Annotated in this window: 22 protein-coding genes; 9 read left to right on the forward strand and 13 right to left on the reverse strand. The window is 45.7% G+C overall.

Going from position 1 to position 22,146, the window contains the following annotated elements:
* Together V1467_RS05555 and can are read left to right on the forward strand one after the other, a co-directional pair.
* Nucleotides 1–2,130 (forward strand): EAL domain-containing protein, encoded by a 2,130-nt coding sequence (locus V1467_RS05555; RefSeq protein WP_416307802.1) that lies wholly within the window; start codon nucleotides 1–3, stop codon nucleotides 2,128–2,130.
* 126 nt (nucleotides 2,131–2,256) lie between these two features.
* Nucleotides 2,257–2,886, forward strand: coding sequence for a carbonate dehydratase (gene can, locus V1467_RS05560; RefSeq protein ID WP_416307803.1), 630 nt, complete (start codon nucleotides 2,257–2,259; stop codon nucleotides 2,884–2,886).
* Between the two features lie 89 nt (nucleotides 2,887–2,975).
* On the opposite strand, the gene V1467_RS05565 is transcribed toward can, so the two are convergent.
* The 3 genes from V1467_RS05565 to fldB form a co-directional block, all read right to left on the reverse strand.
* Nucleotides 2,976–3,389: a phosphate ABC transporter substrate-binding protein gene (locus tag V1467_RS05565; protein WP_416307804.1), complete on the reverse strand. Its 414-nt coding sequence runs from the start codon at nucleotides 3,387–3,389 to the stop codon at nucleotides 2,976–2,978.
* 11 nt (nucleotides 3,390–3,400) lie between these two features.
* A complete protein-coding gene (locus tag V1467_RS05570; protein ID WP_416307805.1) occupies nucleotides 3,401–4,570 on the reverse strand; it encodes a hypothetical protein in 1,170 nt (389 codons plus the stop codon).
* Between the two features lie 321 nt (nucleotides 4,571–4,891).
* The gene (gene fldB / locus V1467_RS05575) at nucleotides 4,892–5,407 is read right to left on the reverse strand and encodes a flavodoxin FldB (protein WP_416307806.1); all 516 of its coding nucleotides are present in this window, start codon (nucleotides 5,405–5,407) and stop codon (nucleotides 4,892–4,894) included.
* A 207-nt stretch (nucleotides 5,408–5,614) separates the two neighbouring features.
* Between fldB and V1467_RS05580 the strand changes: the two genes are divergently transcribed.
* From V1467_RS05580 to recJ, 4 genes are all read left to right on the forward strand, one after another.
* On the forward strand, nucleotides 5,615–6,865 hold the full coding sequence (locus V1467_RS05580; RefSeq protein ID WP_416307807.1) for an EAL and HDOD domain-containing protein: 1,251 nt from the start codon (nucleotides 5,615–5,617) through the stop codon (nucleotides 6,863–6,865).
* 97 nt (nucleotides 6,866–6,962) lie between these two features.
* The gene (xerD, locus tag V1467_RS05585) at nucleotides 6,963–7,862 is read left to right on the forward strand and encodes a site-specific tyrosine recombinase XerD (protein WP_416308656.1); all 900 of its coding nucleotides are present in this window, start codon (nucleotides 6,963–6,965) and stop codon (nucleotides 7,860–7,862) included.
* Between the two features lie 372 nt (nucleotides 7,863–8,234).
* Complete coding sequence (gene dsbC / locus V1467_RS05590; protein WP_416307808.1) at nucleotides 8,235–8,942, forward strand: bifunctional protein-disulfide isomerase/oxidoreductase DsbC; 708 nt, start codon at nucleotides 8,235–8,237, stop codon at nucleotides 8,940–8,942.
* A 45-nt stretch (nucleotides 8,943–8,987) separates the two neighbouring features.
* The gene (gene recJ / locus V1467_RS05595; RefSeq protein WP_416307809.1) at nucleotides 8,988–10,712 is read left to right on the forward strand and encodes a single-stranded-DNA-specific exonuclease RecJ; all 1,725 of its coding nucleotides are present in this window, start codon (nucleotides 8,988–8,990) and stop codon (nucleotides 10,710–10,712) included.
* Nucleotides 10,713–10,764: 52 nt separating this feature from the next.
* Here the strand turns inward: recJ and V1467_RS05600 are convergent, their stop codons facing one another.
* The 5 genes from V1467_RS05600 to V1467_RS05620 form a co-directional block, all read right to left on the reverse strand.
* Complete coding sequence (locus V1467_RS05600) at nucleotides 10,765–11,244, reverse strand: invasion associated locus B family protein (protein ID WP_416307810.1); 480 nt, start codon at nucleotides 11,242–11,244, stop codon at nucleotides 10,765–10,767.
* Between the two features lie 64 nt (nucleotides 11,245–11,308).
* Nucleotides 11,309–12,604, reverse strand: coding sequence for a nidogen-like domain-containing protein (locus V1467_RS05605; protein ID WP_416307811.1), 1,296 nt, complete (start codon nucleotides 12,602–12,604; stop codon nucleotides 11,309–11,311).
* A 171-nt stretch (nucleotides 12,605–12,775) separates the two neighbouring features.
* Complete coding sequence (locus V1467_RS05610; protein ID WP_416307812.1) at nucleotides 12,776–14,272, reverse strand: TolB family protein; 1,497 nt, start codon at nucleotides 14,270–14,272, stop codon at nucleotides 12,776–12,778.
* Nucleotides 14,273–14,362: 90 nt separating this feature from the next.
* Nucleotides 14,363–14,989, reverse strand: coding sequence for a GntR family transcriptional regulator (locus V1467_RS05615; protein ID WP_416307813.1), 627 nt, complete (start codon nucleotides 14,987–14,989; stop codon nucleotides 14,363–14,365).
* Between the two features lies 1 nt (nucleotide 14,990).
* Nucleotides 14,991–16,163 carry a benzoate/H(+) symporter BenE family transporter gene (locus V1467_RS05620; RefSeq protein ID WP_416307814.1) on the reverse strand — a complete coding sequence of 391 codons (1,173 nt, stop codon included), beginning with the start codon at nucleotides 16,161–16,163 and terminating at the stop codon, nucleotides 14,991–14,993.
* 141 nt (nucleotides 16,164–16,304) lie between these two features.
* Between V1467_RS05620 and V1467_RS05625 the strand changes: the two genes are divergently transcribed.
* Genes V1467_RS05625 through arsB form a run of 3 tightly spaced genes read left to right on the forward strand, consistent with a single transcriptional unit; the run spans nucleotide 16,305 to nucleotide 18,178 of the window.
* Nucleotides 16,305–16,637, forward strand: coding sequence for a metalloregulator ArsR/SmtB family transcription factor (locus V1467_RS05625; protein ID WP_416307815.1), 333 nt, complete (start codon nucleotides 16,305–16,307; stop codon nucleotides 16,635–16,637).
* A 29-nt stretch (nucleotides 16,638–16,666) separates the two neighbouring features.
* The gene (locus V1467_RS05630; RefSeq protein WP_416307816.1) at nucleotides 16,667–17,149 is read left to right on the forward strand and encodes an arsenate reductase ArsC; all 483 of its coding nucleotides are present in this window, start codon (nucleotides 16,667–16,669) and stop codon (nucleotides 17,147–17,149) included.
* A gap of 12 nt (nucleotides 17,150–17,161) precedes the next feature.
* Complete coding sequence (gene arsB / locus V1467_RS05635; protein ID WP_416307817.1) at nucleotides 17,162–18,178, forward strand: ACR3 family arsenite efflux transporter; 1,017 nt, start codon at nucleotides 17,162–17,164, stop codon at nucleotides 18,176–18,178.
* Nucleotides 18,179–18,190: 12 nt separating this feature from the next.
* Here arsB and V1467_RS05640 read toward each other — a convergent pair whose 3' ends face one another.
* The 5 genes from V1467_RS05640 to V1467_RS05660 form a co-directional block, all read right to left on the reverse strand.
* Entirely contained in the window at nucleotides 18,191–18,604 is a 414-nt protein-coding gene (locus V1467_RS05640; RefSeq protein WP_416307818.1) for a DUF3859 domain-containing protein, read from the reverse strand.
* Entirely contained in the window at nucleotides 18,579–19,343 is a 765-nt protein-coding gene (locus tag V1467_RS05645) for a hypothetical protein (RefSeq protein ID WP_416307819.1), read from the reverse strand. The genes V1467_RS05640 and V1467_RS05645 overlap by 26 nt, the downstream gene beginning before the upstream one ends.
* Before the next feature lie 32 nt (nucleotides 19,344–19,375).
* The gene (locus tag V1467_RS05650; RefSeq protein WP_416307820.1) at nucleotides 19,376–19,951 is read right to left on the reverse strand and encodes a thymidine kinase; all 576 of its coding nucleotides are present in this window, start codon (nucleotides 19,949–19,951) and stop codon (nucleotides 19,376–19,378) included.
* 140 nt (nucleotides 19,952–20,091) lie between these two features.
* Complete coding sequence (gene fghA, locus V1467_RS05655; RefSeq protein ID WP_416307821.1) at nucleotides 20,092–20,937, reverse strand: S-formylglutathione hydrolase; 846 nt, start codon at nucleotides 20,935–20,937, stop codon at nucleotides 20,092–20,094.
* Between the two features lie 9 nt (nucleotides 20,938–20,946).
* Complete coding sequence (locus V1467_RS05660; protein ID WP_416307822.1) at nucleotides 20,947–22,065, reverse strand: S-(hydroxymethyl)glutathione dehydrogenase/class III alcohol dehydrogenase; 1,119 nt, start codon at nucleotides 22,063–22,065, stop codon at nucleotides 20,947–20,949.
* Nucleotides 22,066–22,146 lie beyond the last annotated feature (81 nt).

Here is a 22,146-nt window from a genome sequence, read left to right on the forward strand (position 1 = left end):
ATGTCTCAACTGTTTACAGAGTTGGTTAATGCGCTGGATCAACTGGTGCTAAAACCTGTTGCGGACAATCCGGATCAATTCGAGTGGGTGGCGGGAGATAAACCTTGGATAAAAGCGCTTGTTCCGCAACTATCATCGAACCAGACCTTTGAAATTGACCAGACTTCACTGTTTTTAAGTGATTTTATTGTTGATGCACAGCGAATTTGGTCGTCTTCCGAAAATAGCTTGCTCAAGTCAGGACTGTGGACTGAGGTGAGCGACACGGGTTTATCGCTTAATCTCGAAGCCATCGCAATTAAACAAAACGGTCAACCGCTGCTAGTAGTGATAAATAAATCTGACGAATTCGCTTACCGACAACGTACCTTGCAATCGGCTCGTGAGCTGATGCTGGCCAATGATAAGCTATTGGAGCAGCATGATTACCTGCATAACCGCTTACTTGGTATTCTGCAAAGTCCCGCAGATTTTTCACACAGCGTCGGCTCGTTGGCGGTGGCGATAGAGAATGCCGGTTTTGCCGTTATGATCCTGGATGAAAATTTGCAATTGGTAACCGAGAATAAGGCTGTCTCTGAATTATTCGAATACAGCAAAAGTCGGCTCAGCGCGCAATCTACCCCCAGAGAAATGTTGCTGAAGTTAATGCAAACCCAGTTGCCGGAATATGAACGAATCTTTACTACCGGCTCGAGTTGGAGTGGTGAAGTCTGCTGGTTAAGTCCGCCGCATACATTAAAGTGGCTGAAGCTGGCAATTTATCCGGTTAAGCACGAATCGCCACAAGTCAGCAACTGGGTGTTTTTTATCCACGACATCACCCACATTAAATATCTGCTGGAGCGAAATGAGCGGTTAACCCTGCAAGACCCGTTAACTGACTTACCCAATCGCCATGCATTTTGGCAGACTCTGCAGCGCCGAATCGATAATCGACACCCTTTTTATTTACTGTATGTGGACGTTAACGGTTTTAAACGTATTAATGAATTTTACGGGCATAGCGAAGGCGATAAACTGTTGGCAGAACTGGCCGGTCGATTGACGCGTTCCTTGAAGAAAAGGGATTATATTGCCAGAGTGGGCGGAGATGAGTTTGCAATTATTCTGGCGGATGTTGATAAAGAGAATAATTGCAATAACGTTACCCAGCGTTTGTTGAGTCTGCTGAATCAACCTTTTTTTACCGAAACAGGAGAGAGTTACCAGGTCGGTTTGTCCATCGGTGCCACCAGCTTCCCGCATGACGCACAAGACGTCGAAGAGCTCATGAAATTTGCAGATTTAAGTGCCTATAACGGTCGCGATAGCAGCAAAAGCAGTGTGCAGTTCTATTCGCAGAAGTTGAAAGAACAGTCACGCCAACGGATTGAAATGGAAGCAGAGCTATTAAAGGCCATATCCAATGATGAATTTGAATTACTGCTTCAGCCTATTCTCGATCTGGAAAGCGGCAAGATCATTAAGGCAGAAGCGTTAATCCGCTGGAATCACCCGCAAAAGGGCCTGATTATGCCCACACTATTTATCCCTGTTGCTGAACAAAGTGGTTTAATCGGACCTATTGGACGATGGGTGTTTGAGCGTGCTTGTCAGCTACTTAAAGCCATTGGCGAGGCTGGCTATAGCATCAAAATCGCAGTGAACCTGTCACCTTTGCAGGTGGTGGATCAGACTTTTTTTGACTTTGTACGAGCCTGTATCGACAAATGGCAGGTTGACCCGGTTTATTTGGCACTCGAAATTACCGAAGGTGTGCTGGTCAACGATTACCGGCAAATACATAATTTGCTGGTGCGCATACGTGAAATAGGCATCAGTATTTCGGTAGATGATTTCGGTACCGGCTATAGTTCATTGGCTTATTTGAAAAAATTGCCGCTGGATTTTCTGAAAATAGATCGCTCTTTCGTGCAGGATATCGTTACCGATGATAATGATAAGGCGATAGTGTCGGCCATTATTGCCATGGCACATAAACTGAACCTGGGAGTGATTGCCGAAGGCGTAGAGACAAATGAACAAAAAGATTTTCTGACTACTAACAGCTGCAATTCCGCACAAGGCTATTTGTTCAGTCGCCCAATCAGTATTGATGCGTTACTGACATTACTGGCGAATAATTGAGCATTTGGCAGGTTGTTTTATCGATAAACTGACAAACAGCTTATCCTCCAGGTCATTAATTTGTTATTTTATCCGGCAGTTTGTTTTTTTATCAATTCTTTTAAATGTAAATGGTAGTGACAGCTTATGCGAACGTTAAGTAGTTTTTTTGAACGCAATAGAAACTGGGCAGACAGGATTAAAAAAGAAGATCCGGACTTTTTTAGCAAGTTGTCCAAACAGCAAAATCCTGAATATTTGTGGATTGGTTGCTCGGACAGTCGGGTGCCCGCCAGTGAAATAGTCGATGTTATGCCCGGTGAGATCTTTGTACATCGTAATATTGCCAATTTGGTCATTCATACTGATCTGAACTGCCTGTCGGTGATTCAGTATGCGGTTGAAGTCCTCAAGGTTAAACATATTATTGTCAGTGGACATTATGGTTGTGGAGGGGTGAAAGCTGCGCTGGATAATCAGGAACATGGACTGATAGACAACTGGTTACGCAATATAAAAGATATTTACCGACACAATCATGAGGCAATCGATGCCATCGAAAATGAAAAAGAAAAGGTCGATCTATTATGTGAAATGAATGTGATCGAGCAGGTTGCCAATGTATGTCACACCACCATAGTGCAAAACGCCTGGAAGTCTGGCCAGGAGTTGGCTGTCCACGGTTGGATATACAGTATTGAGGACGGCATTATTCGTGATCTGGATGTGTGTATTACTGGACCGGATGAAATATCCAAGGCTCATAGGCTCAAATAACCGCCTACTGTTTAGCAAGCAGAATCTGATATAAAAACACCCGCATTAGCGGGTGTTTTTATATTGATCAGATGGTTCTGGCAAGGTTGCTACAGAGTGAGGACCACTTTGACTGATCCGTCAGCCTTGGAGGCATCAATATAACCGATAATATTAGGGTTATCGGCAACCAGTTTCTTGACTTCATCGTCACCGTCGACTTCCTTGGGGGGCGTGCCTTTTCCAGTGAAAACCAGTTTCGACCAATAGGCCTTTATTTGGCTGCCTGACTTGTTTAGCACTTTGCTGTTAAATTCGTCCACCGCTCCGTTCTCCTGGTTAACTGGCACTGCAGTGTCGCCATTGCTAAAACTTTTGGCTTTACCTAAAAACAGTTTAACCACGTCATCCTGACTAATTGTGGCGCTATTGGCCGGATTGACAATTACTGCGATATCGGCATTACTGAATGAAGAAAAAAGCGCGGACGATACAAGCGCAATCATACTGAATAATTTTTTCATCTTCACTCTCCTTAAAATACGCTGACAATGGCGAGCTGGAACAAGTTGGCATCCTGATTTGTCAGCTCACTGTCAGTACTGGTAAATTCGAATTTTAACGCCGCTGAATCATGAAAATTCCAGCGGGCACCGAGTGTGTAAAAATCACTGTCTTCATTCAGGCTGTCCAGTGCGCCTTGAGTGCTGGCGTACAGGAAATCCAGTGTTGGATCCGCACCAACAGGTACGCCGCTGTTGCCCAGTATATCCTCGCTGGTATCTTTATTTTTGCCGTAGGTAGCATGCAGCATAAAACTACCCATACGTTTACCCAACGAGGCATACCAGGAAGATTGATCAGGTAAAATAGTGTGGTCAATATTCACCTTGGTGCCTTCAACCACGAATAGCCAGTCGTTAAGATCGATTTGTAATCCTAGCTCGGTAAAAACACCCCGATCATCATTAACGTCGAGCTCATCACTGATAGAAGCAAAGGGGGTTTGCGCCCAACCGGCCTGAAGAGCTGCAAGACCTGCAGCAGTGCTGTCGGGAGCGCCTTGTTCAAAGGGGAAAGTCAAATCGCTTTGGAAATACGCACCACGCAGTGTTAACCAGTCGTAGTTCCAGGTGACGGAACCGCCTAATAGTTGTTTGAATTCTGTTGATATAGGTGTGCCTGAGAACAGCACCTGTTTATCCGTGTTGTTACCGAAAACAATGTGGGTCGTTAGCGTTGACTGATCAAAGTTGGCCGTATAAATAGAGCCGACGCCATCAAAAGAGTCAAAAGGTAGGTCGTAAACAGCAGCAGGAGGACGGATCCAGTGATAGGCATAGGAAACATCGAGATAATCAGAATATAGAAACAGCGGTGCCCGCTGGCGACCCAACAGAATTCGCCATTCATCATTGGCTTCGTAACTTAGATAGGCCCAGGCAAACTTGGGATCCCAGTCATTTTCACCGCGTGACAGTATTTGCACTGTAGCACTAAGTCCTTCACCCAGATCTGAGCTGCCCTGAATGGCAAAGAATGAGCCGGTTTTCATGTCGAAATCGTCATCATAACCGTTGAATGTTTCATCGCTGCCTGAGGTCATTCCTGCAGCTACGGTGGCAAAGCCCGAAAAGCGAATTTCGGCGGTGGCACTAAAACAAATCAAAGCGGTTAAAAACATCAATATTGTTGATTTTTTCATTTTTACATCCTACTCGTTGTTACCGAAACTAGTTTAAAAGTAGTTTCTATTTGCAGCCTGTAAAGTTATTGGCATTACAGATGGCTCCGTTAGCTGAATTTCAAAAATCAGTCACTCGACAGATGCAGTGAAATGATTATTGATTGACGGGGTTGAAACGCGGTTAAAAATCACCCGAAAATTCAGCGGCGCGAAGTCTAGAGAAAAGCAATTGATTTATCTAGGTTTATAGGCTTGAAAACGGCGTGAGACCGGTATTTTTAGGGTATGTTCTTTGATACATCAGTATGACGATGTGACGAATTATTGTTCAAATGACATTTAGCTCAATTGTTCCAGCAGTTGTTCCGTCCACTGTTCGATACGTGCATCGGTCAAGTCATACTGGTTTTCGTCATCCAGCGACAAGCCAACAAAGTGAGTGCGATCTTCGGTCAGGGCTTTGGAGGCAATAAATTCATAATTCTGATTTGGCCAATAGCCGATAATCTGGCAGTCCAGCAACACCAGCTCGTCATGCAGCAAGCCCAACGCATCCTGAAACCATTCGGCATAACCTGTTTGGTCACCCATACCGTAAAGGGCCACGGTTTTATTGGCTAAATCTAATGAGCGGATATCATCCCAGTGTGACTCCCAGTCTTCTTGCAACTCACCAAAATCCCAGGTGGAAATCCCGAAAATCAGTACATCATATTGTTCAGCAAGGGACAGGGCTACCTCCTTGATATTATGCAAGTCGACCAGCTCTTGTCCCAACGCTTGCTGGATTTTTTCTGCTGCCATTTCGGTATAGCATGTAGTAGAGCCGTAAAACAGACCAATTGTCGCAGCCATAAACACTCTCGGTTGGGAGGAAATGATGCGTATTGTGCGGACAAGCGTTACTGAAATCCAGTGCAGGATAAATTTATTGTTGATTTTCAACACAGCAAAAGCTTTTTATAGTTGGCTATAAGGCTTATATTTGTTGGCCTATGGAAAAGTTGCTGATAAAGTGCTCTGAGCAAAAAGTTATCAGTAATTCAACTGGGGATAAATTGAATGTTTGCGTACGTTGCTCGTCAACCAATACTGGACAAGGATCAAAATGTTTGTGCATACGAACTATTGTTTCGTGATGGTAAGGAAAATTGCTTTCCTAACATTCAACCCGATGAAGCAACCTCAAAAATATTGGCGAATAACCACCTGACTCTAGGGCTGGAAGATATCGCCTGCCATAAAACCTCTTTCATCAATTTTCATAAAGATACCTTGCTAAATGAGTTTCCCAGCATGCTCGATCCCGAGCATGTAGTGGTCGAGATCGTCGAGACAATTCCCACTACAGAAGAAATGATTACGGCCTGCAAGAAGATAAAGGATAAGGGATACAAGCTGGCGCTGGATGATTATAATTTTAATCCGCGTTGGGATATTTTTATGCCCTATATCGATATTATTAAAGTTGATACTCATCTGACGGATTATCAGACAGTAGCCCGCCATGTCGATAAGTTTCAAAAGGCCAATATCCAGCTATTGGCAGAAAAAGTCGAAACCCATGAAGAATTCAATTTATATAACAATATGGGCTTTGAGCTATTTCAGGGTTTTTTCTTTGCCAGACCCGAGGTGATTAAACAAAAGAATTTGCCCACCTCTAAATTGGCCCTGATTGAATTGATGAAGGAAAGCGCCAACACTACGTTTTCTTTTGAACGCGTCAATGCGATTCTGGAACGGGATGTGGGTTTAGCCTATATGCTTTTGCGGTTTATCAATAACCCGACGGTGAACAAGCGTTATGAAATAACCTCTTTGCGCCATGCGTTAAATTATATGGGCGAGATAGAGCTGAAGAAATTTATCTCGATTCTGGCGTTAGCCAAGTTGGGTGATGATAAACCGATGGAACTGTTGCATATGTCGCTGGTTCGGGCCAAATTCTGTGAGTTACTGAGTCACGCCAGAAAGGATGTGGACAATCCACCTAAAGGTTTTTTAGTGGGATTGTTCTCGTTACTGGACGCATTGTTAAGCCAGAATTTATCTGATGTCGTTAGCAAACTGCCAATTGATAGCGAAATCAAACAGGCGTTAATGGGGGAGCGTGGTCGGCTGGCTGATTATTTGTCGGTTGCAAAAGCATTTGAGAGTGCCAACTGGCTCAATCTGATCCGTTTATCTAAAGAATTAAATGTCGATCAGAAATTGCTACATGGTCTGTTTAATCAATCTATTGTGTGGGGGAATGGCGTTCGTCAGACGATTTCTCCGCATTATCCAAAAGCTCAGCCTGCGGTAATTTAGTTAACCTATTGGCAGTCTGTCATTGAGAAACAGTGATAAGATGTCGCGATGAATTCCTTCAAAGGCATGAGAGTCGGTGGCAGGTCGGGCAAATCAAATCGCGTATGAGCAACAAAATCTTGACGATATCGAGCCGTTTTTGCAGTCGTTGTGGCTGGAGAAAGGCCTGAGTGATAATACATTATCGGCCTACGGAAGAGATTTAAAACAATTCGCCACGTTCCTGGCCAGCCAAGAAATAACCTTGACCAATATGACGGACAGCGATATTAATTTTTATCTGGCCCATCGTTATGACAAGGGCCTGTCGGAACGCAGTACATCGCGGTTTTTAAGCAGTTTACGCGGTTTTATCCAATTTCAGTTGCACAATAAATTACGCATGGATGATCCCATGCGGATGTTACAAAACCCCAAAATTCCCCAGTCGTTACCAAAAACCTTAAGTGAATCGCAAGTCGAAGGTTTACTCGCTGCACCGCAAGCGGAAGATCCGGTTCAGCTGCGGGACAAAGCCATGCTGGAAGTGCTTTATGCAACAGGTTTGCGGGTTAGTGAACTGGTGGGCTTACATATGAACCAGCTTAGTTTAGTGCAAGGTGTGGTGCGGGTTATCGGTAAAGGCAACAAAGAAAGATTAGTGCCTTTGGGTGAAGAAGCGCTGGAATGGCTTGAGCGTTTTATCCGTCAAGGACGGGGATTATTGTTGAATGGCAACAGTGACGTGTTGTTTCCCAGCAAACGCGGCACTCAAATGACCCGCCAGACGTTTTGGTACAGGATTAAACATTACGCCAAGTTGGCTGACATCAAAGTGGATTTGTCGCCACATACATTGCGCCATGCTTTTGCTACCCATTTACTCAATCATGGCGCCGACCTGCGCGTGGTGCAGATGCTGCTGGGACATAGTGATTTGTCTACTACCCAGATTTACACCCATGTAGCGACGCAAAGGTTACAAAATGTCATACTTGAACATCATCCAAGGGGCTGATGGGCTTTCATATTGGCCACTGCTGGCGGCTATTTTTTCTTACCACAAAGCAGAAAACGCGCGAAGAGTGGTTCTCTTTAAACGTTTGATAACGCAGTGAGAAGGAAAAATAGTCCCAGCCCACCGGGTTGAGTCTGAAAATCCCTCGCTTCCTTCATTATTAAAAAAAGTGGGTAAACAGACTGATTTAGATGACTAAACGGCGTTGTTTACGCCTCGGTTGAGATATTTTCATTTCTCAACAGTGGTAAATATGAAAACTCATCAGTCCCTGGGGCTGATTTGTTGGTATTGATCACATACAATGCAACTATAACCCGTTCTAGCCGGTCCTAGACTGAACCTGCTTATTGCTAAAAGAAGTATTCTTACATGATAAAGAAGTTAATTTTTTCCCTGTTTGTAATGTTAGTCAGTCACCAGAGTCTGGCTGATGACAAAGACGCGGCGTTAAAAAGTTTTCTGTTGACCAATTTGGGTATGCAGGTACAGCAGATTAATGATGCGCCGGTAGCCGGTTTGAAAGAACTGATTACAGATAAAGGGGTGTTTTACAGCTCTGCTGATGGTAAGTATCTCATTCATGGACGATTGTTTAACTTGAACGACGGTTTGGTGAATGAAACGGAAAAGACTTTGGCCCATTTGCGTCAGCAAGGCCTGAAAGATTTTGACGGTGCAACAATCCGTTTTGCCGCAGAAAATGAAAAGTACCGGATCTCGGTATTTACCGATATTACCTGTGGTTATTGCCGCAAACTGCATTCGCAGATAGCCCAGTACAACAAACTGGGAATTACGGTTGACTATCTGGCATTCCCGCGTGGAGGGTTAAATAGCAAGACTTACGATGATCTGGTGTCTATCTGGTGCGCAGCCGATCCGAAAGAAGCCCTGACCGAGGCGAAAGCGGGAGAGAATGTCACAGCCAAAACCTGCGACAATAAAGTACGTAGTGAATATGAATTTGCCGTACAGGTTGGAGTGAATGCCACGCCATCGATCATTTTGCCGGATGGTACACTGGTACCCGGGTACCAGACGCCAGCTCAAATGCTTGCGGTATTAAATGAACTTTGATTTTAACCTGCCTTTTTTAAATTTATTGAATAAAAACAACTCGTTATGACTATCAATATTGTTCGTCGTCAGTTGCAACCGCAGTTCCCGACGACGAACATCTTGCCAAACCGTCTATTGCAGATTTATGCCACCCGGGGCATTACCGATGAACAGCAGATTGCAACCGGTTTGGCCGGATTAGCTCACTTTAACCAGCTAAAAGGTATTACTCTGGCTGCCCAATACTTGGCCGACGCGATTGCCGGGCAACGTAAAATAATCATTGTTGGTGATTTTGATGCGGATGGTGCCACCAGCACTGCATTGTGCATGCTGGCATTAGCTCGTTTAGACAGCCAAAACCATGACTATCTGGTACCCAACAGGTTTGATTTTGGTTACGGATTGAGTCCGGAAATTGTCGAAGTGGCCCATCAGCAGCACGCTCAGCTGATTATGACGGTGGATAGTGGTATTGCCTGTATTAAAGGCGTGGCTAGGGCGCGTGAGCTGGGGATGGAGGTGATTATTACCGATCATCATTTACCTGGGGAAGCCTTGCCCGATGCCCATGCGATTGTAAACCCTAACCAGCCTGACTGTGATTTTCCTTCCAAAAATTTGGCTGGAGTAGGTGTTGCATTTTATATGATGCTGGCACTTAAGGCCGAATTAAAATTACGAGGGTGGTTTGCCGACAAAACAGAACCTAATTTGGCCGAGTTACTGGATATTGTCGCGTTGGGAACGGTAGCAGACGTAGTTAAGCTGGATCACAATAACCGGATTTTGGTTCATCAGGGCATTCAGCGCATTCGCTCCGGCCAATGTCGCCCGGGTATATCTGCCATATTTGAAGTGGCAGGACGTAAACAAGGCAATTTAGCCGCTTCCGATCTCGGCTTTGTGATTGGACCGAGACTTAATGCTGCCGGCCGGCTAGATGATATGTCACAAGGGATTGAATGCCTGCTATGTAACGATATTGGCCAGGCACGCCAAATGGCCGTGCAACTGGATAGTCTGAACCGTGAACGGCGTGAAATCGAAGCTTCCATGCAGCAAGAAGCGGTAAAAGCGCTGGATTCCCTGCAGTTATCCGAACAGGCTTTGCCTTACGGGTTGTGTTTGTATCAGGCCGACTGGCATCAGGGCGTAATTGGGATTCTGGCCGGCAGAATCAAAGAAAAGTATTTTCGTCCCACAATAGCCTTTGCTCATCAGGATGACGAGATCATCAAAGGCTCGGCGCGCTCTATTCCCGGTTTGCATATTCGCGATCTGCTGGAAGATATCAACAGCCGTTATCCAGGATTGATTAGCAAGTTCGGAGGTCATGCGATGGCGGCCGGATTGTCTTTACCTGTGTCGCATTTAGCTGAATTTGAGACGGCGTTTCATCTGGTTGCCGAGCAGTGGTTACAAGATAAACCCTTGCAGGGTGCTATCCTGTCAGACGGGGAACTGGATGATCATGAGTTAACACTGGATTTCGCCCGGCAACTTAAACAGGCTGGTCCCTGGGGGCAGGGTTTTGAAGAACCCTTGTTCGATGGCGTATTTAATCTGGTTGAACAAAAAATAGTGGGTCAGAAACATTTGAAAATGCAGGTGACGACTCAATCAGGCGAATTGTTTGATGCCATTGCATTTAACGTGGATACCGAACAATGGCCGAATAAACAGGCACGCCAAGTACAGCTTGCCTATAAATTGGATATTAATGAATTTCGTGGCCGGACATCAATACAACTATTGGTTGATGCCGTGGATTTGTTGGATAAATGAATGAACAACGGCCCAATACGCCAGGCAGCGCTGACGTGACTTGACCCGCTTTCTAGTGCTGCGACTGCTGCAATGCAGCAAATCCTTTCTTAAAGCCTTCCAGTGATAAAGGCAATGTCAGTTGTTTGTTTTTTTGAATCGCAACAGCAACTTGTACATTTTCGCCGGTCATCATTTCGTCCAACAATTGTTTATCCATTTTTATCACACTTTGACAAGCACTTGGGGCACATTGCGAAAGAGGAACTTGAATCGGTTTGTTCTTGTCTATTTTTATCCCGACGCCACTTTGCTGAAATAAAGATGGTGGCAAACGTAACATTAAGATTGGAAAATCTTTTGAGACAGCGAAGTTGACCGTTGCCCCGAGCACAATATTGCTACCGCTTTGATCGCTGCTCACTATCTGGGATAAGGAACAATTACCGGCATCACCACAAATCAAACTCCATTTACCAAAGTCCTGACTGGTGTCAGCCAGTGTCTGCAACGATACTAACAGCAGTGATAAAATAGCGGTGAAAATTTTCATATTGGCGTCCTGTTTTATTCCAACTAAAAAGGAGCCGAAGCTCCTTTTAGACTCGATGTCTATTCTACCGAGAGGTTGTCTGTTTTCGAATGCGTAATAAACACATTGCTGCAGCTAACATCAATAGCAGCGTGGGGGGTTCTGGCACCTGATTAGAGGTTCCATCATCAACAAACTCGGTAATGGCATTCTGATTCATATTGATTATACCGGCGGTGTTAAATGTCAGACCCGTAACAAAGGCGAGTGGGTTATTTGGATCAACCATTTCTGCTATATCAATGCCCAGGATTCTGAAACGATCCACCGCGGTAGTGAAAAAGTATTCAATTCCACCCGTGATATCAATAGTAGTGTCAAACCAGTCGTTTAAATTGCTATCCCATAACCAAAGATCAAACAGGTTGTCGTCGAAGCCGGTAGGTAGCACAACAGAAGCGAAAAGGGGACCAGAGTTAACAATATAGTCGTAGCCGATAGCGACATCTGGATCGATAAAAATAGGGGTTTCAGGTTCAGTAATGACAAACTCGAACTCGTACTCCCCTGGATGAGCAAGATCGATAATCGGTAATACCGGATTGGCAGGAGAATCACCGGGTAATTCTCCGTTACGGATGGCAAATGTCCAGATGCCATTGGTACCGGTGTTTGAAGTATTGGCTAAATCCAATACATTAGCGGTACGGGAGCCTGGCAAAGTGTAAAAGTTAGTCCTGTCTCCAGCATCATAACCGGCTTGAGCCGGAGTACCACCTAAACCTCCAACCCCGTCAGAGGCGTCGCCCGTTGTCCATTCCAGCTTTTCATAACGAAACTCAACATCAAAATTACCGGCGCCGGTATCGGCTCTGTCTATCAATACCAACTGAAAAGAGTTTGTTTTAGAGCTGTTTTCATTAAAAAAACCGACGTTATTCCAGGTCACTACTAAAGTGTCCTGATTTGGGGAACCAAAAAACACTTCACCGCAATCCTCGCACCCTGTATCAACATCGCCCCAAAAAGGCGCGATCATAGGTTGATTGGAAACAGGGAACGGATCTGGAGTATAGGTTGATACAGGTCCGTTAAAGGTAATGTTGCCATTGTTGTTGATATAGAACGAATCCTGTTGATTGCCGAAAAAGTTAATTCCGGCATCAAAAGCTAAATTGGCAAAATCATTAAAAAAGATTTGGCTGGAAGACCCGTCATCGTTGCGATTCATGGCTAAATCACCAAATCCATCAGCTGTGCTGATATCATTATCATGATCCCAACTAAGCAGTATTGAAGCGTTAGCGCTAAATGATAAAGAGGTGGTGGCGAGCAGACTACTTAATACTGCGCCGCAAACAAAAGAATTAAGTTTGCGCATATTATTTCCTTATATAGATGTTAAAACACAATCGAGTTATTAAGTTCCGGTGCAAATGAGCAATTAGTACGCCAAAATTTATTTATTATATAAAACAGCTAGATAAGGATAAGTTGAATGATTGAATGTAAAGAAAGCTGACATATTTAAGGCCAGCTTATCGCACGGTTTTTAGTCAACTTCTATCATCGAATTACTGATAAAGCTGACGGTTTTGCCGTCTGGTGACCAGCTCGGCACATTGATGGTGCCCTGACCGCCATAAATATAGGCAATCACTTTGGGCGTACGGCTTAAATCGGTAGGCATCATTCGTAAATATACCTGGCGGTAAAACGGATGGTCATCGGCAGCCACGTCCGGCAAGTATGATAGCATGATCATTTGTTTGCCATCGGGGGAAATATGCGGAAACCAGTCATTATATTCATCGAAAGTTAGCTGGGTTGGTTCGCTGCCATCGGCTTTCATCCGCCAAATTTTCATGCTGCCGGTGCGGGTAGAATTAAAATATATATGTTCCCCATCGGGTGCATATTCCGAACCGTCATCCAGATAGTTGTTATCAGTCAGCAGGGTTTCCTGGCCGGTGGCGATATTGATTTTGACAATATTCCATTTGTTATCACGCTGGCCGGTAAAAATCAGGTTCTTGTCATCCGGTGACCAGCCATGCAAGAAGGTGTGTCCGGCCCCGGTTTTATTTATCTGGACAGGATTATCGCTGCCACCTAAAGGCAAAATGTAAGCCGTTGAGCGACGTTCGTCATCAGGATTATGGTGGCTGATAGCGATTTGTTTGCCATCCCAGCTTAATACATGATCGTTATTGTTGTCGGTGGCAAAACCGGTGTTGAGCTCACTGATATTGCCGCTGGCCAAATCGTAGTTATACAGTTTTCCCTCGGCATTATAGATAAGAGTCGAGCCATCATGAGTCCAGTTGGGAGCCTGTAACGAGTTTGGCGCACTGTGGATTATCTTGCGCCGGCCGCTTTGTACATCCATGAGTTCAAGGTTGCTGCCGATATAGTCCTGGTAGGGTTTAAAATCCGGCGCTGCCGGGGTAATGATACGCACATTACTGAAAACAGCCTGTTCCACTACTTGGGGATTATGCGAACAGACAAATAGACCGATATAGGGATTGTCGCCCAATTCTACATTCTTCACCTGGACTGATTGCAGCGGTTCGCCATAAGGTGCGGCAGAGAATATATAGGTATTGCCGCGTCGTTCCAGCTGTAATATATCGGCTTGGGTTATCTCAGAGACGATTTGTTCAGTATCCTGGCCTTGTTGGCGACGAAACTGCAACGAGGTTAAGCCATCACCATGCACCACGCCGGTGACCTGTGCCGAGCTGGTGTCCAGGTTATTGCGCACCGTCCAGCCAATCTTGCGGTGTGGATCAACACCTTCACCGATAAATGCTACCTGGGTACGCAAGATAAAATCTCCGCGTAACTGCTTATACAGGTAGTGCATCTGATCCTGCTTAAACCACATATTGGCGCCGGCACCTTTTATGCGGTATTGCTGGCTTTGCGGATCATAGCTGGCACTCCCGGTTATTACCGGGTTACCCACGCTGAGTTGCTGGTCAAACTGGTTGGCAGTTACATTGATACTCATCAGACAGGCCCATAATAATAGCAAGCGTTTCATTGGTTATTCCCCAGACAGAAGATAAAAACCATAGAGCGATTAATCACCTATTGCCTATAACAAAAAACGCATTGTGTATTGTTTAATCTGTTATTTGTGTTCCGGGGAGTGCCGGATATGCTCGACCAGAAGTTGACCGGCTTGCTGGATATGGCTGATAAGCAGGTCGTTAGCCGCGGTCAGATTTTGCTGACGCAGCGCCGTGATCATTTGCCGGTGCTCCTGTTGACTGCGATGCATATGGTGCAGGTTGATCGATTGATAACCGATATAACGGGCACATTGCTGGTGTAAATGATTCACGGTGTCCATCAGCGTCACCCGGTTTGCACATTGGTACAGACTTTGGTGAAATCGCCAGTTAAGTTCACCTACTTGTTGGGCTGTCCGGGCGTTGTCAGCCAAATCGAGCAGATCTTCTGCCTGGCCCAGTAGCGCTTTGCTCAGATGTGGGAAAGCCAGTTCCAGTATTAATGGCTCCAGTCGCATCCGCATCAAATAAATATCTTCTACCTCCTGTTGATCAAACGCGGCGACGGCAACACCTGCCTTCCCGTGGCGAACCAGCCAGCCTTCGTTTAGCAGCGTGCTAATTGCATCACGCACCGGTATCCGGCTAACTTGGTAACGAGCTGCCAGTTCGGTTTGACGCAGGACTTCTCCAGGCAAAAATACACCGGTTTGAATATCTTGTTTAAGTTGCTTGAGCAGGGTCATATCAATGTTTCTGGCATATGAACAAGTGAGCAATAACACCGGCGATAAGGCCCCAGAATGGTGAGGCAATACCGAATAATTCTATACCTGATGCGGTGACCAGCAAGGTAATCACTGCGGCTTCACGATACTCTGGCTGAGCGGTGGCGCTGGCCAGACTGGCGGCAATGGTTCCGAACAGGGCAATACCGGCCAGCGCTGCGACCAGTTCGACGGGGAAAGCGGTAAATATCGCTACCACTGTGGCCCCGCCAACACCGGCCAGTATGTAAAATAACCCGGCCGAGAGTCCGGCAATATAACGTTTGTCCGGATCAGGATGGGATTCCGGATTGGTACAGATGGCGGCGGTAATGGCAGCAAGATTAAAGGCAAAACCGCCGAACGGAGCCAGCAGCAGGGTGGCTAAACCTGTTCCGGTAATAACGGGTGAAATAGGTAAATGCCGATAGCCACTGGCACGTAAAGTGGCAACGCCCGGCACATTCTGTGATGTCATGGTGACGATAAACAGTGGCAAGCCAATGCCTAACAATACTTGCCAGTCAAAGGCTGGTGTGACCCACACCGGCATCGAAAATTGCAGCTCGACCGATTCAAGCGGCTGATGCTGGATCACAAAGGCGACCAGAATACCGGTAGCCAAAACTAGCAGTACGCTGTAGCGTGGCAGCCAGCGCTTTCCCAATAAATAACTGATCAGCATGATACCGACCAGCCAGGGGTTGGTTTTAACTGACAGGAACACATCCAGTCCAAATTTGAACAGAATGCCAGCCAGCATCGCAGAGGCAATGGGTAATGGGAGTCTGGCCATAATCCGGTCAAACATACCGCTTAAACCTAACAATGTGGTTAGCAAGCCCGCAAACAAGAAGGCACCAATGGCCTGCTCAATGGGGACACCGGTCAGACTCACTGCCAAAAGCGCCGCGCCGGGAGTCGACCAGGCGGTAATAACCGGTTGTTTGTAATACCAGGAATAACCAAGACAGGTAACCCCCATGCCAATTCCCAGAGCAATAATCCAGGAAACAGTCATTGATTGGGTGGCACCTGCCGCTTGGGCGGCCTGAAATACGATGGCCACCGAGCTGGAAAAGCCGATCAGTACCGCGACAAAACCGGCACTAAAGGCTGAAAAACTGAAATCTGACAAGATTGGACGGGACAAAATGTATACCTAATATAAAAATGTATACAAATTTTAGCGATGGAATAGAAATGTGACAAGCTTTTTATCGACTTCAAATTAGTTACTTTACATATGGAAAAACATATATATGATATTTCATATATTTAAGGGAGCCAGCCAATGAGTCCATTATCATTCTATAAATGCCTGTCAGAGGATACACGCCTTAAGTGTCTGCTTCTGATCAGTTTGCGCGGTGAGCTGTGTGTGTGTGATTTAATCAGTGCACTAAATCTCAGCCAACCTAAAGTGTCCCGTCACTTAGCCGAGTTGCGCCGCTGTGAATTGCTGGTTGATGAAAGACGGGGTAAGTGGGTTTATTACCATCTCAATCCGGAATTACCTGACTGGGCATCACAGGTTATACAGACCAGCGCTATTAATAACACCGATTATTTATCTAATTGTTTGCTGTGCCTGGAAGTCGCAGCAAACAATCAGGTCTGTTGCTGAATCTATGTCACTTAATCAAGGTAGCCTGTATGAAAATTTTGTATATCTGCACTCATAATCGTTGCCGCAGTATTTTATCTGAAGCCATTACTAACCATGTGGGGCAGGGATGTATTATTGCCAAAAGTGCCGGTAGTCAGCCTAGCGGTGAAGTACACCCTCTTTCTCTCAAATATTTGGATGAAGTGGGCATCTCAGTTGATGGACTACGCAGTCAGTCGTGGGACGATTTTGCCGATTTTTCCCCCGATATTGTTATTACCTTGTGTGATTCGGCCGCCGCAGAAAGCTGCCCGCTCTGGTTTGGTAAAGCAGTTAAAGTTCATTGGGGGTTAAGCGATCCGTCAAAATTGCAAGGCAGCGATGAGACTATTGCTACTGCATTCAAGCAGACTATTGCTCAGATAAGCCAGCGTGTTGAACAGTTGCTCGCGCTTAATATGGAATCTGATGATCAGGACCAGTTACGCAAGGCAATGGTTAAATTGCCTGGTGTTGTTGTGACCCACTAGCAAGGAAATAAGATGGGACTGTTTGAACGTTATTTATCCGTTTGGGTGGCTTTATGTATTGTAACCGGTGTCCTGCTGGGCAGTGCTTTGCCTAGTGTTTTTGCGCTGATTGCGACCTGGCAATATGCGCATGTGAATCTGCTGGTGGCAGTACTGATTTGGTTAATGATTTATCCGATGATGATCCAGATTGATTTTAGTGCGATTAAAAACGTCGGCAAAAAGCCGCAAGGTCTGCTATTAACTCTGGTGATTAACTGGTTGGTAAAACCTTTTAGTATGGCCATGTTGGGCTGGATGTTTTTTAAATTTATATTTGCCGATTGGGTCGATCCGCAGTCGGCCAGCGAATACATTGCCGGAATGATCCTGTTAGGTGTTGCTCCTTGTACAGCGATGGTATTTGTCTGGAGTCAGTTAACCCAAGGTGACGCCAATTACACATTAGTCCAGGTATCGGTTAACGATATTATTATGATTTTTGCCTTTGCCCCGCTTTGTGCATTGCTATTAGGCATAAATGATATTCAGGTGCCCTGGCAAACCTTGCTGTTGTCGGTGCTGCTATATGTGATTTGTCCGCTGATTGCGGGAGTCTTGACGCGAAAAAAACTGGATAAAGTCAATGATCATCGGCAGTTGCAACAATATATTCAAAGGTTAAAACCCTGGTCCATAGTCGGTTTGTTGATCACTATAGTGCTGTTGTTCGGTTTTCAGGCCACCACAATTATGGCCAAGCCTTTGATCATTCTAATGATTGCCATCCCTCTGCTGGTTCAAACCTACGGTATATTCGTTCTCGCTTACTGGCTGGCGTGGAAGATGAGGTTGTCACACAATATCGCTGCGCCTGCCTGTATGATCGGCACATCCAATTTTTTTGAGCTGGCGGTGGCAGTGGCGATCTCTCTTTTCGGGTTGCATTCAGGTGCGGCGTTGGCAACAGTGGTGGGAGTGTTAGTCGAAGTACCGGTTATGTTGTCACTGGTGGCCTTTGCCAATCGTACCCGTCACTGGTTCGACTAAATTAACCTGCGGTTAAATTAGCGTGCTTTTTAGGTGATTCTGCGGGATCACCTCAAAGGTTTTATCTGCGATAATATTGCCATCCAGTTCCAGTGTCATCCGCCAGTCTCCCAGTTTATTGTCGATGGGCGCCCAGATAGTATCACCCAGATAAAAGTCCCAGTCGTTGCTGCGTACATATTCCTCGCCATCAAAAGGTGCCATCGGCTCGCCACTTTCATCGGGAATATCCGGGTGATAGATGCAATAGCGTACTTTTTTACCTTTGGCTTTTTTGATATTGATCACAAAGCCGAATTCGATATCGATCTCTGCGGGTATTTCGGTAGTAAATTGACGGACTTTGGGCAAGGCTTTGCTATCGGCATCCCATTTGGTATGGATGCCGTAACTGAGGATTTCAAATTGCGCTTTGTACTTTGCCATCGTTGTCTAAGCCGGTTTTGGTTGATGGTTGTTCCAGCAAGAATAGTTTATTTGCATGCATTTCCTGCTGAGTTTCAATGATTGCCTGCTTCAATTGTGGCAGCAAGTGGGCCCATTTTTTATTAATTAAATGATAGCCATTGAGTTGATATAGTTTTGTACTTTTATAGGAGGTGTTGATCCGGTGATTATGTGGCGTACCCAAGTCATTAATATTAATCATGTAATCGATACGACCCAGTTCGAACATTCTTTTCATGCGCTGATAGTCGACAAAACTGACAATATCCACAGCCGCATCGTGCAGAAATTGATGATGTTGTTGAACACTGCCGACCAAGCCCAGTATATGCTTTGCGGACTGCATCGCCTGTTTGTTACAAACTAATGTGTACTGGCAATATAACACCACTTCCATCTTGGTCAGTGCCGGTTCGACAGCAATAATATTGGGATTTTGTTCAACCACCACCCCGGCCCGGATCACATCCGCATCCAGTTCGCCGTTGTTAAGCAGGGACAACGAACGTTCAATATCGACTTTGTTAAAATGTACTTCAATACCCAGCTTTTCATACACCCTGGCAATCATGGGTTGGTAAACATGTATGACAGCATTGTGTTGAACAAAACTGACATTGAGTTGTGCAGGTAATTCCGATTTCGTTGCCGCTAGGCCAGAATTAGTGACCAGTAGGCTTATCGCTATCATTATTGTTTTTATCAGAGATAGTTTCATATTTATATTCTTTATCAATCAGTACAGAATTACTACCAGACAAGCTGCTTGAAATGCGCTCGACACATTGAAACGTATTTGTCATTGCCACCTACGTCGACTTGCTCTCCCTCCCTGACAGGTTGTCCCTGGGCATCCATTCTTACCACAAAACTGGCTTTCCGGCCGCAGTGGCAAACTGTTTTAAGTTCAATCATTTTATCCGACCAGGCTAGCAGATGGTGACTGCCTTCAAAGGTTTCTCCGGAAAAATCCGTGCGCAGACCATAGGCTAGAACTGGAATATCCAGCGCATCCACTACATCGGTAAGTTGCTTAACCTGAGATTTGGTTAAAAACTGGGCTTCATCGATAAATACGCAATCGAGAGGTGTATTCTGATGTAACTCAGCGATGTGTGTGAGCAAGTCGGTATCTTGCTGAAATAAATAGGCTTCGGCTTTAAGACCAATGCGGGAAGCAATTACGCCTTTGCCAAAACGATCATCTACCGCCGCAGTAAACAGGGCAGTTTGCATACCCCTTTCTTGATAGTTATACGCCGATTGTAATAACGAAGTTGATTTACCCGCATTCATTGCCGAGTAATAAAAATAAAGTTGAGCCATTATTAAGCCTGCTTATTATTATTTTTACAGCGAAGCCATGGTTCGCTGTTTTTAGCCGCTTATATTACCTTTTTAGCCTCAAAATGGGTAAAAATTATTAGTGTCAATTTGCAATTGGGATGATGGGGATCAACTTTTGTTTACTGCAAATATTGATAATGAAAACGCAGATGCGCTTCAATGAAGCTGCTAATAAAGTAATAGCTATGATCGTAGCCCGGGTGATAGCCAAAATCCGCCTGATATTGAATTTTATCGCACACCGCTTGCAGTGGACGGGTTAAGGACTGTGATTCAAGAAAATTATCAGCCAGGCCCTGATCGACTTTCATCGGCATCTTGAGTAAACCGCCTTGTTGCTGCAGCAAATGACATGCATCGTATTGTTGCCATTGAGTTTGATCGTCGCCCAGATAATGCCGGAAGGCTTTTTGTCCCCAGGCACAGTTAAGCGGATTGACGATGGGGGCAAAGGCGGAAACCGAAGTGTATTTTTGCTGGTTGGCCAGGGCAATGACCAGTGCACCGTGGCCGCCCATCGAATGACCGGCAATCGCTGCTTTGTCACGGACATTAAAATGGGCCGTGATCAATGCGGGTAATTCGTTAACGATATAATCGTACATATGATAATGCTGGTCCCAGGGAGCCTGGGTGGCATTGACATAAAAACCGGCCCCCTTGCCTAAGTCATAGGCCTCGTCATCCGGTACCTCGTCGCCGCGCGGGCTGGTATCCGGGATCACCAATATGATTCCTAATTCTGCCGCTACGCACTGTGCACCGGCTTTGGTGACAAAGTTTTCATCGCTGCAGGTCAGGCCGGATAACCAGTAGAGCACCGGCAAACGCTGGCCCGATTCTGCCTGTGGAGGCAAGTAAACGGAAAATCGCATCGTGCAGTTCAGACAACTGGACTGATGCTGATACTGGTTTTGCCATCCGCCAAACAGCTTACTGGAGGAGGTTTGCTCTAGCTGGCTCATATCGTCTCCCTAAAAATGCACCACTGAACGAATGGATTGACCTTCATGCATTAAATCAAAAGCCTGGTTAATCTGTTCCAATGGCATGGTATGGGTAATAAAGGTATCCAGTTCAAACTCTCCGTCCAGATAACGCTGCACGTAGTCGGGCAACTGGCTGCGACCTTTTACTCCACCAAAAGCGGTACCGCGCCAAACGCGACCTGTGACCAGCTGGAAGGGACGGGTGGAGATTTCCTGGCCGGCCCCGGCCACACCGATAATCACCGACTCTCCCCAACCTTTGTGGCAGCACTCCAGCGCCGAGCGCATCACATTGACGTTGCCGATACATTCAAAAGAATAATCCACACCGCCGTCGGTCATCTCTACAATTACTTCCTGGATAGACTTGTCATAGTCTTTGGGGTTAACCACATCCGTGGCACCTAACTGTTTGGCAATCTCGAATTTATCTTCATTGATATCAATGGCAATAATACGGCCTGCTTTGGCCATTTTGGCACCGATTAATACTGATAAGCCAATTCCGCCTAAACCGAATACCGCTACTGTATCGCCTTCTTGCACTTTGGCAGCATTGGTGACAGCACCCATACCTGTGGTCACGCCACAGCCCAACAAACAGACTTTTTCCAGTGGCGCCTGTTTGGGAATTTTGGCCAGGGCTATTTCCGGTAATACGGTATGTTCGGCAAAGGTGGAGGTACCCATATAATGGAAAATGGCTTTGCCGTCTTTACTGAAGCGACTGGTGCCATCCGGCATCAGTCCTTTACCCTGAGTGGTGCGAATCGCCTGGCACAAATTGGTTTTACCCGATTTGCAGAATTTGCATTCCCCGCACTCGGGGGTATACAACGGAATAACATGATCGCCGACTTCAACCGAGGTCACGCCTTCACCCACCTGCAATACCACCCCGGCTCCTTCGTGACCCAGGATGGCAGGGAAAATACCTTCAGGATCTTCACCAGATAAGGTAAAGGCATCAGTATGGCAAACACCGGTTGCGATAATTTTGACCAGTACTTCGCCTTTTTGGGGTAACTGCAAATCGACTTCTTCAATTGATAATGGTTTGCCTGCTTCCCAGGCGACAGCGGCACGAGTTTTCATGGTTTGCATAGTGATTCCTTGAGGCGGATAGGAGAAATATAAAATGGATTCTCGCATTTTTTTTAAGGCTTCGCAGTAGTTGTGGGCATA

It is taken from the genome of Neptunicella plasticusilytica (genome assembly GCF_047922965.1).
Lineage (GTDB): Bacteria > Pseudomonadota > Gammaproteobacteria > Enterobacterales > Alteromonadaceae > Neptunicella > Neptunicella plasticusilytica.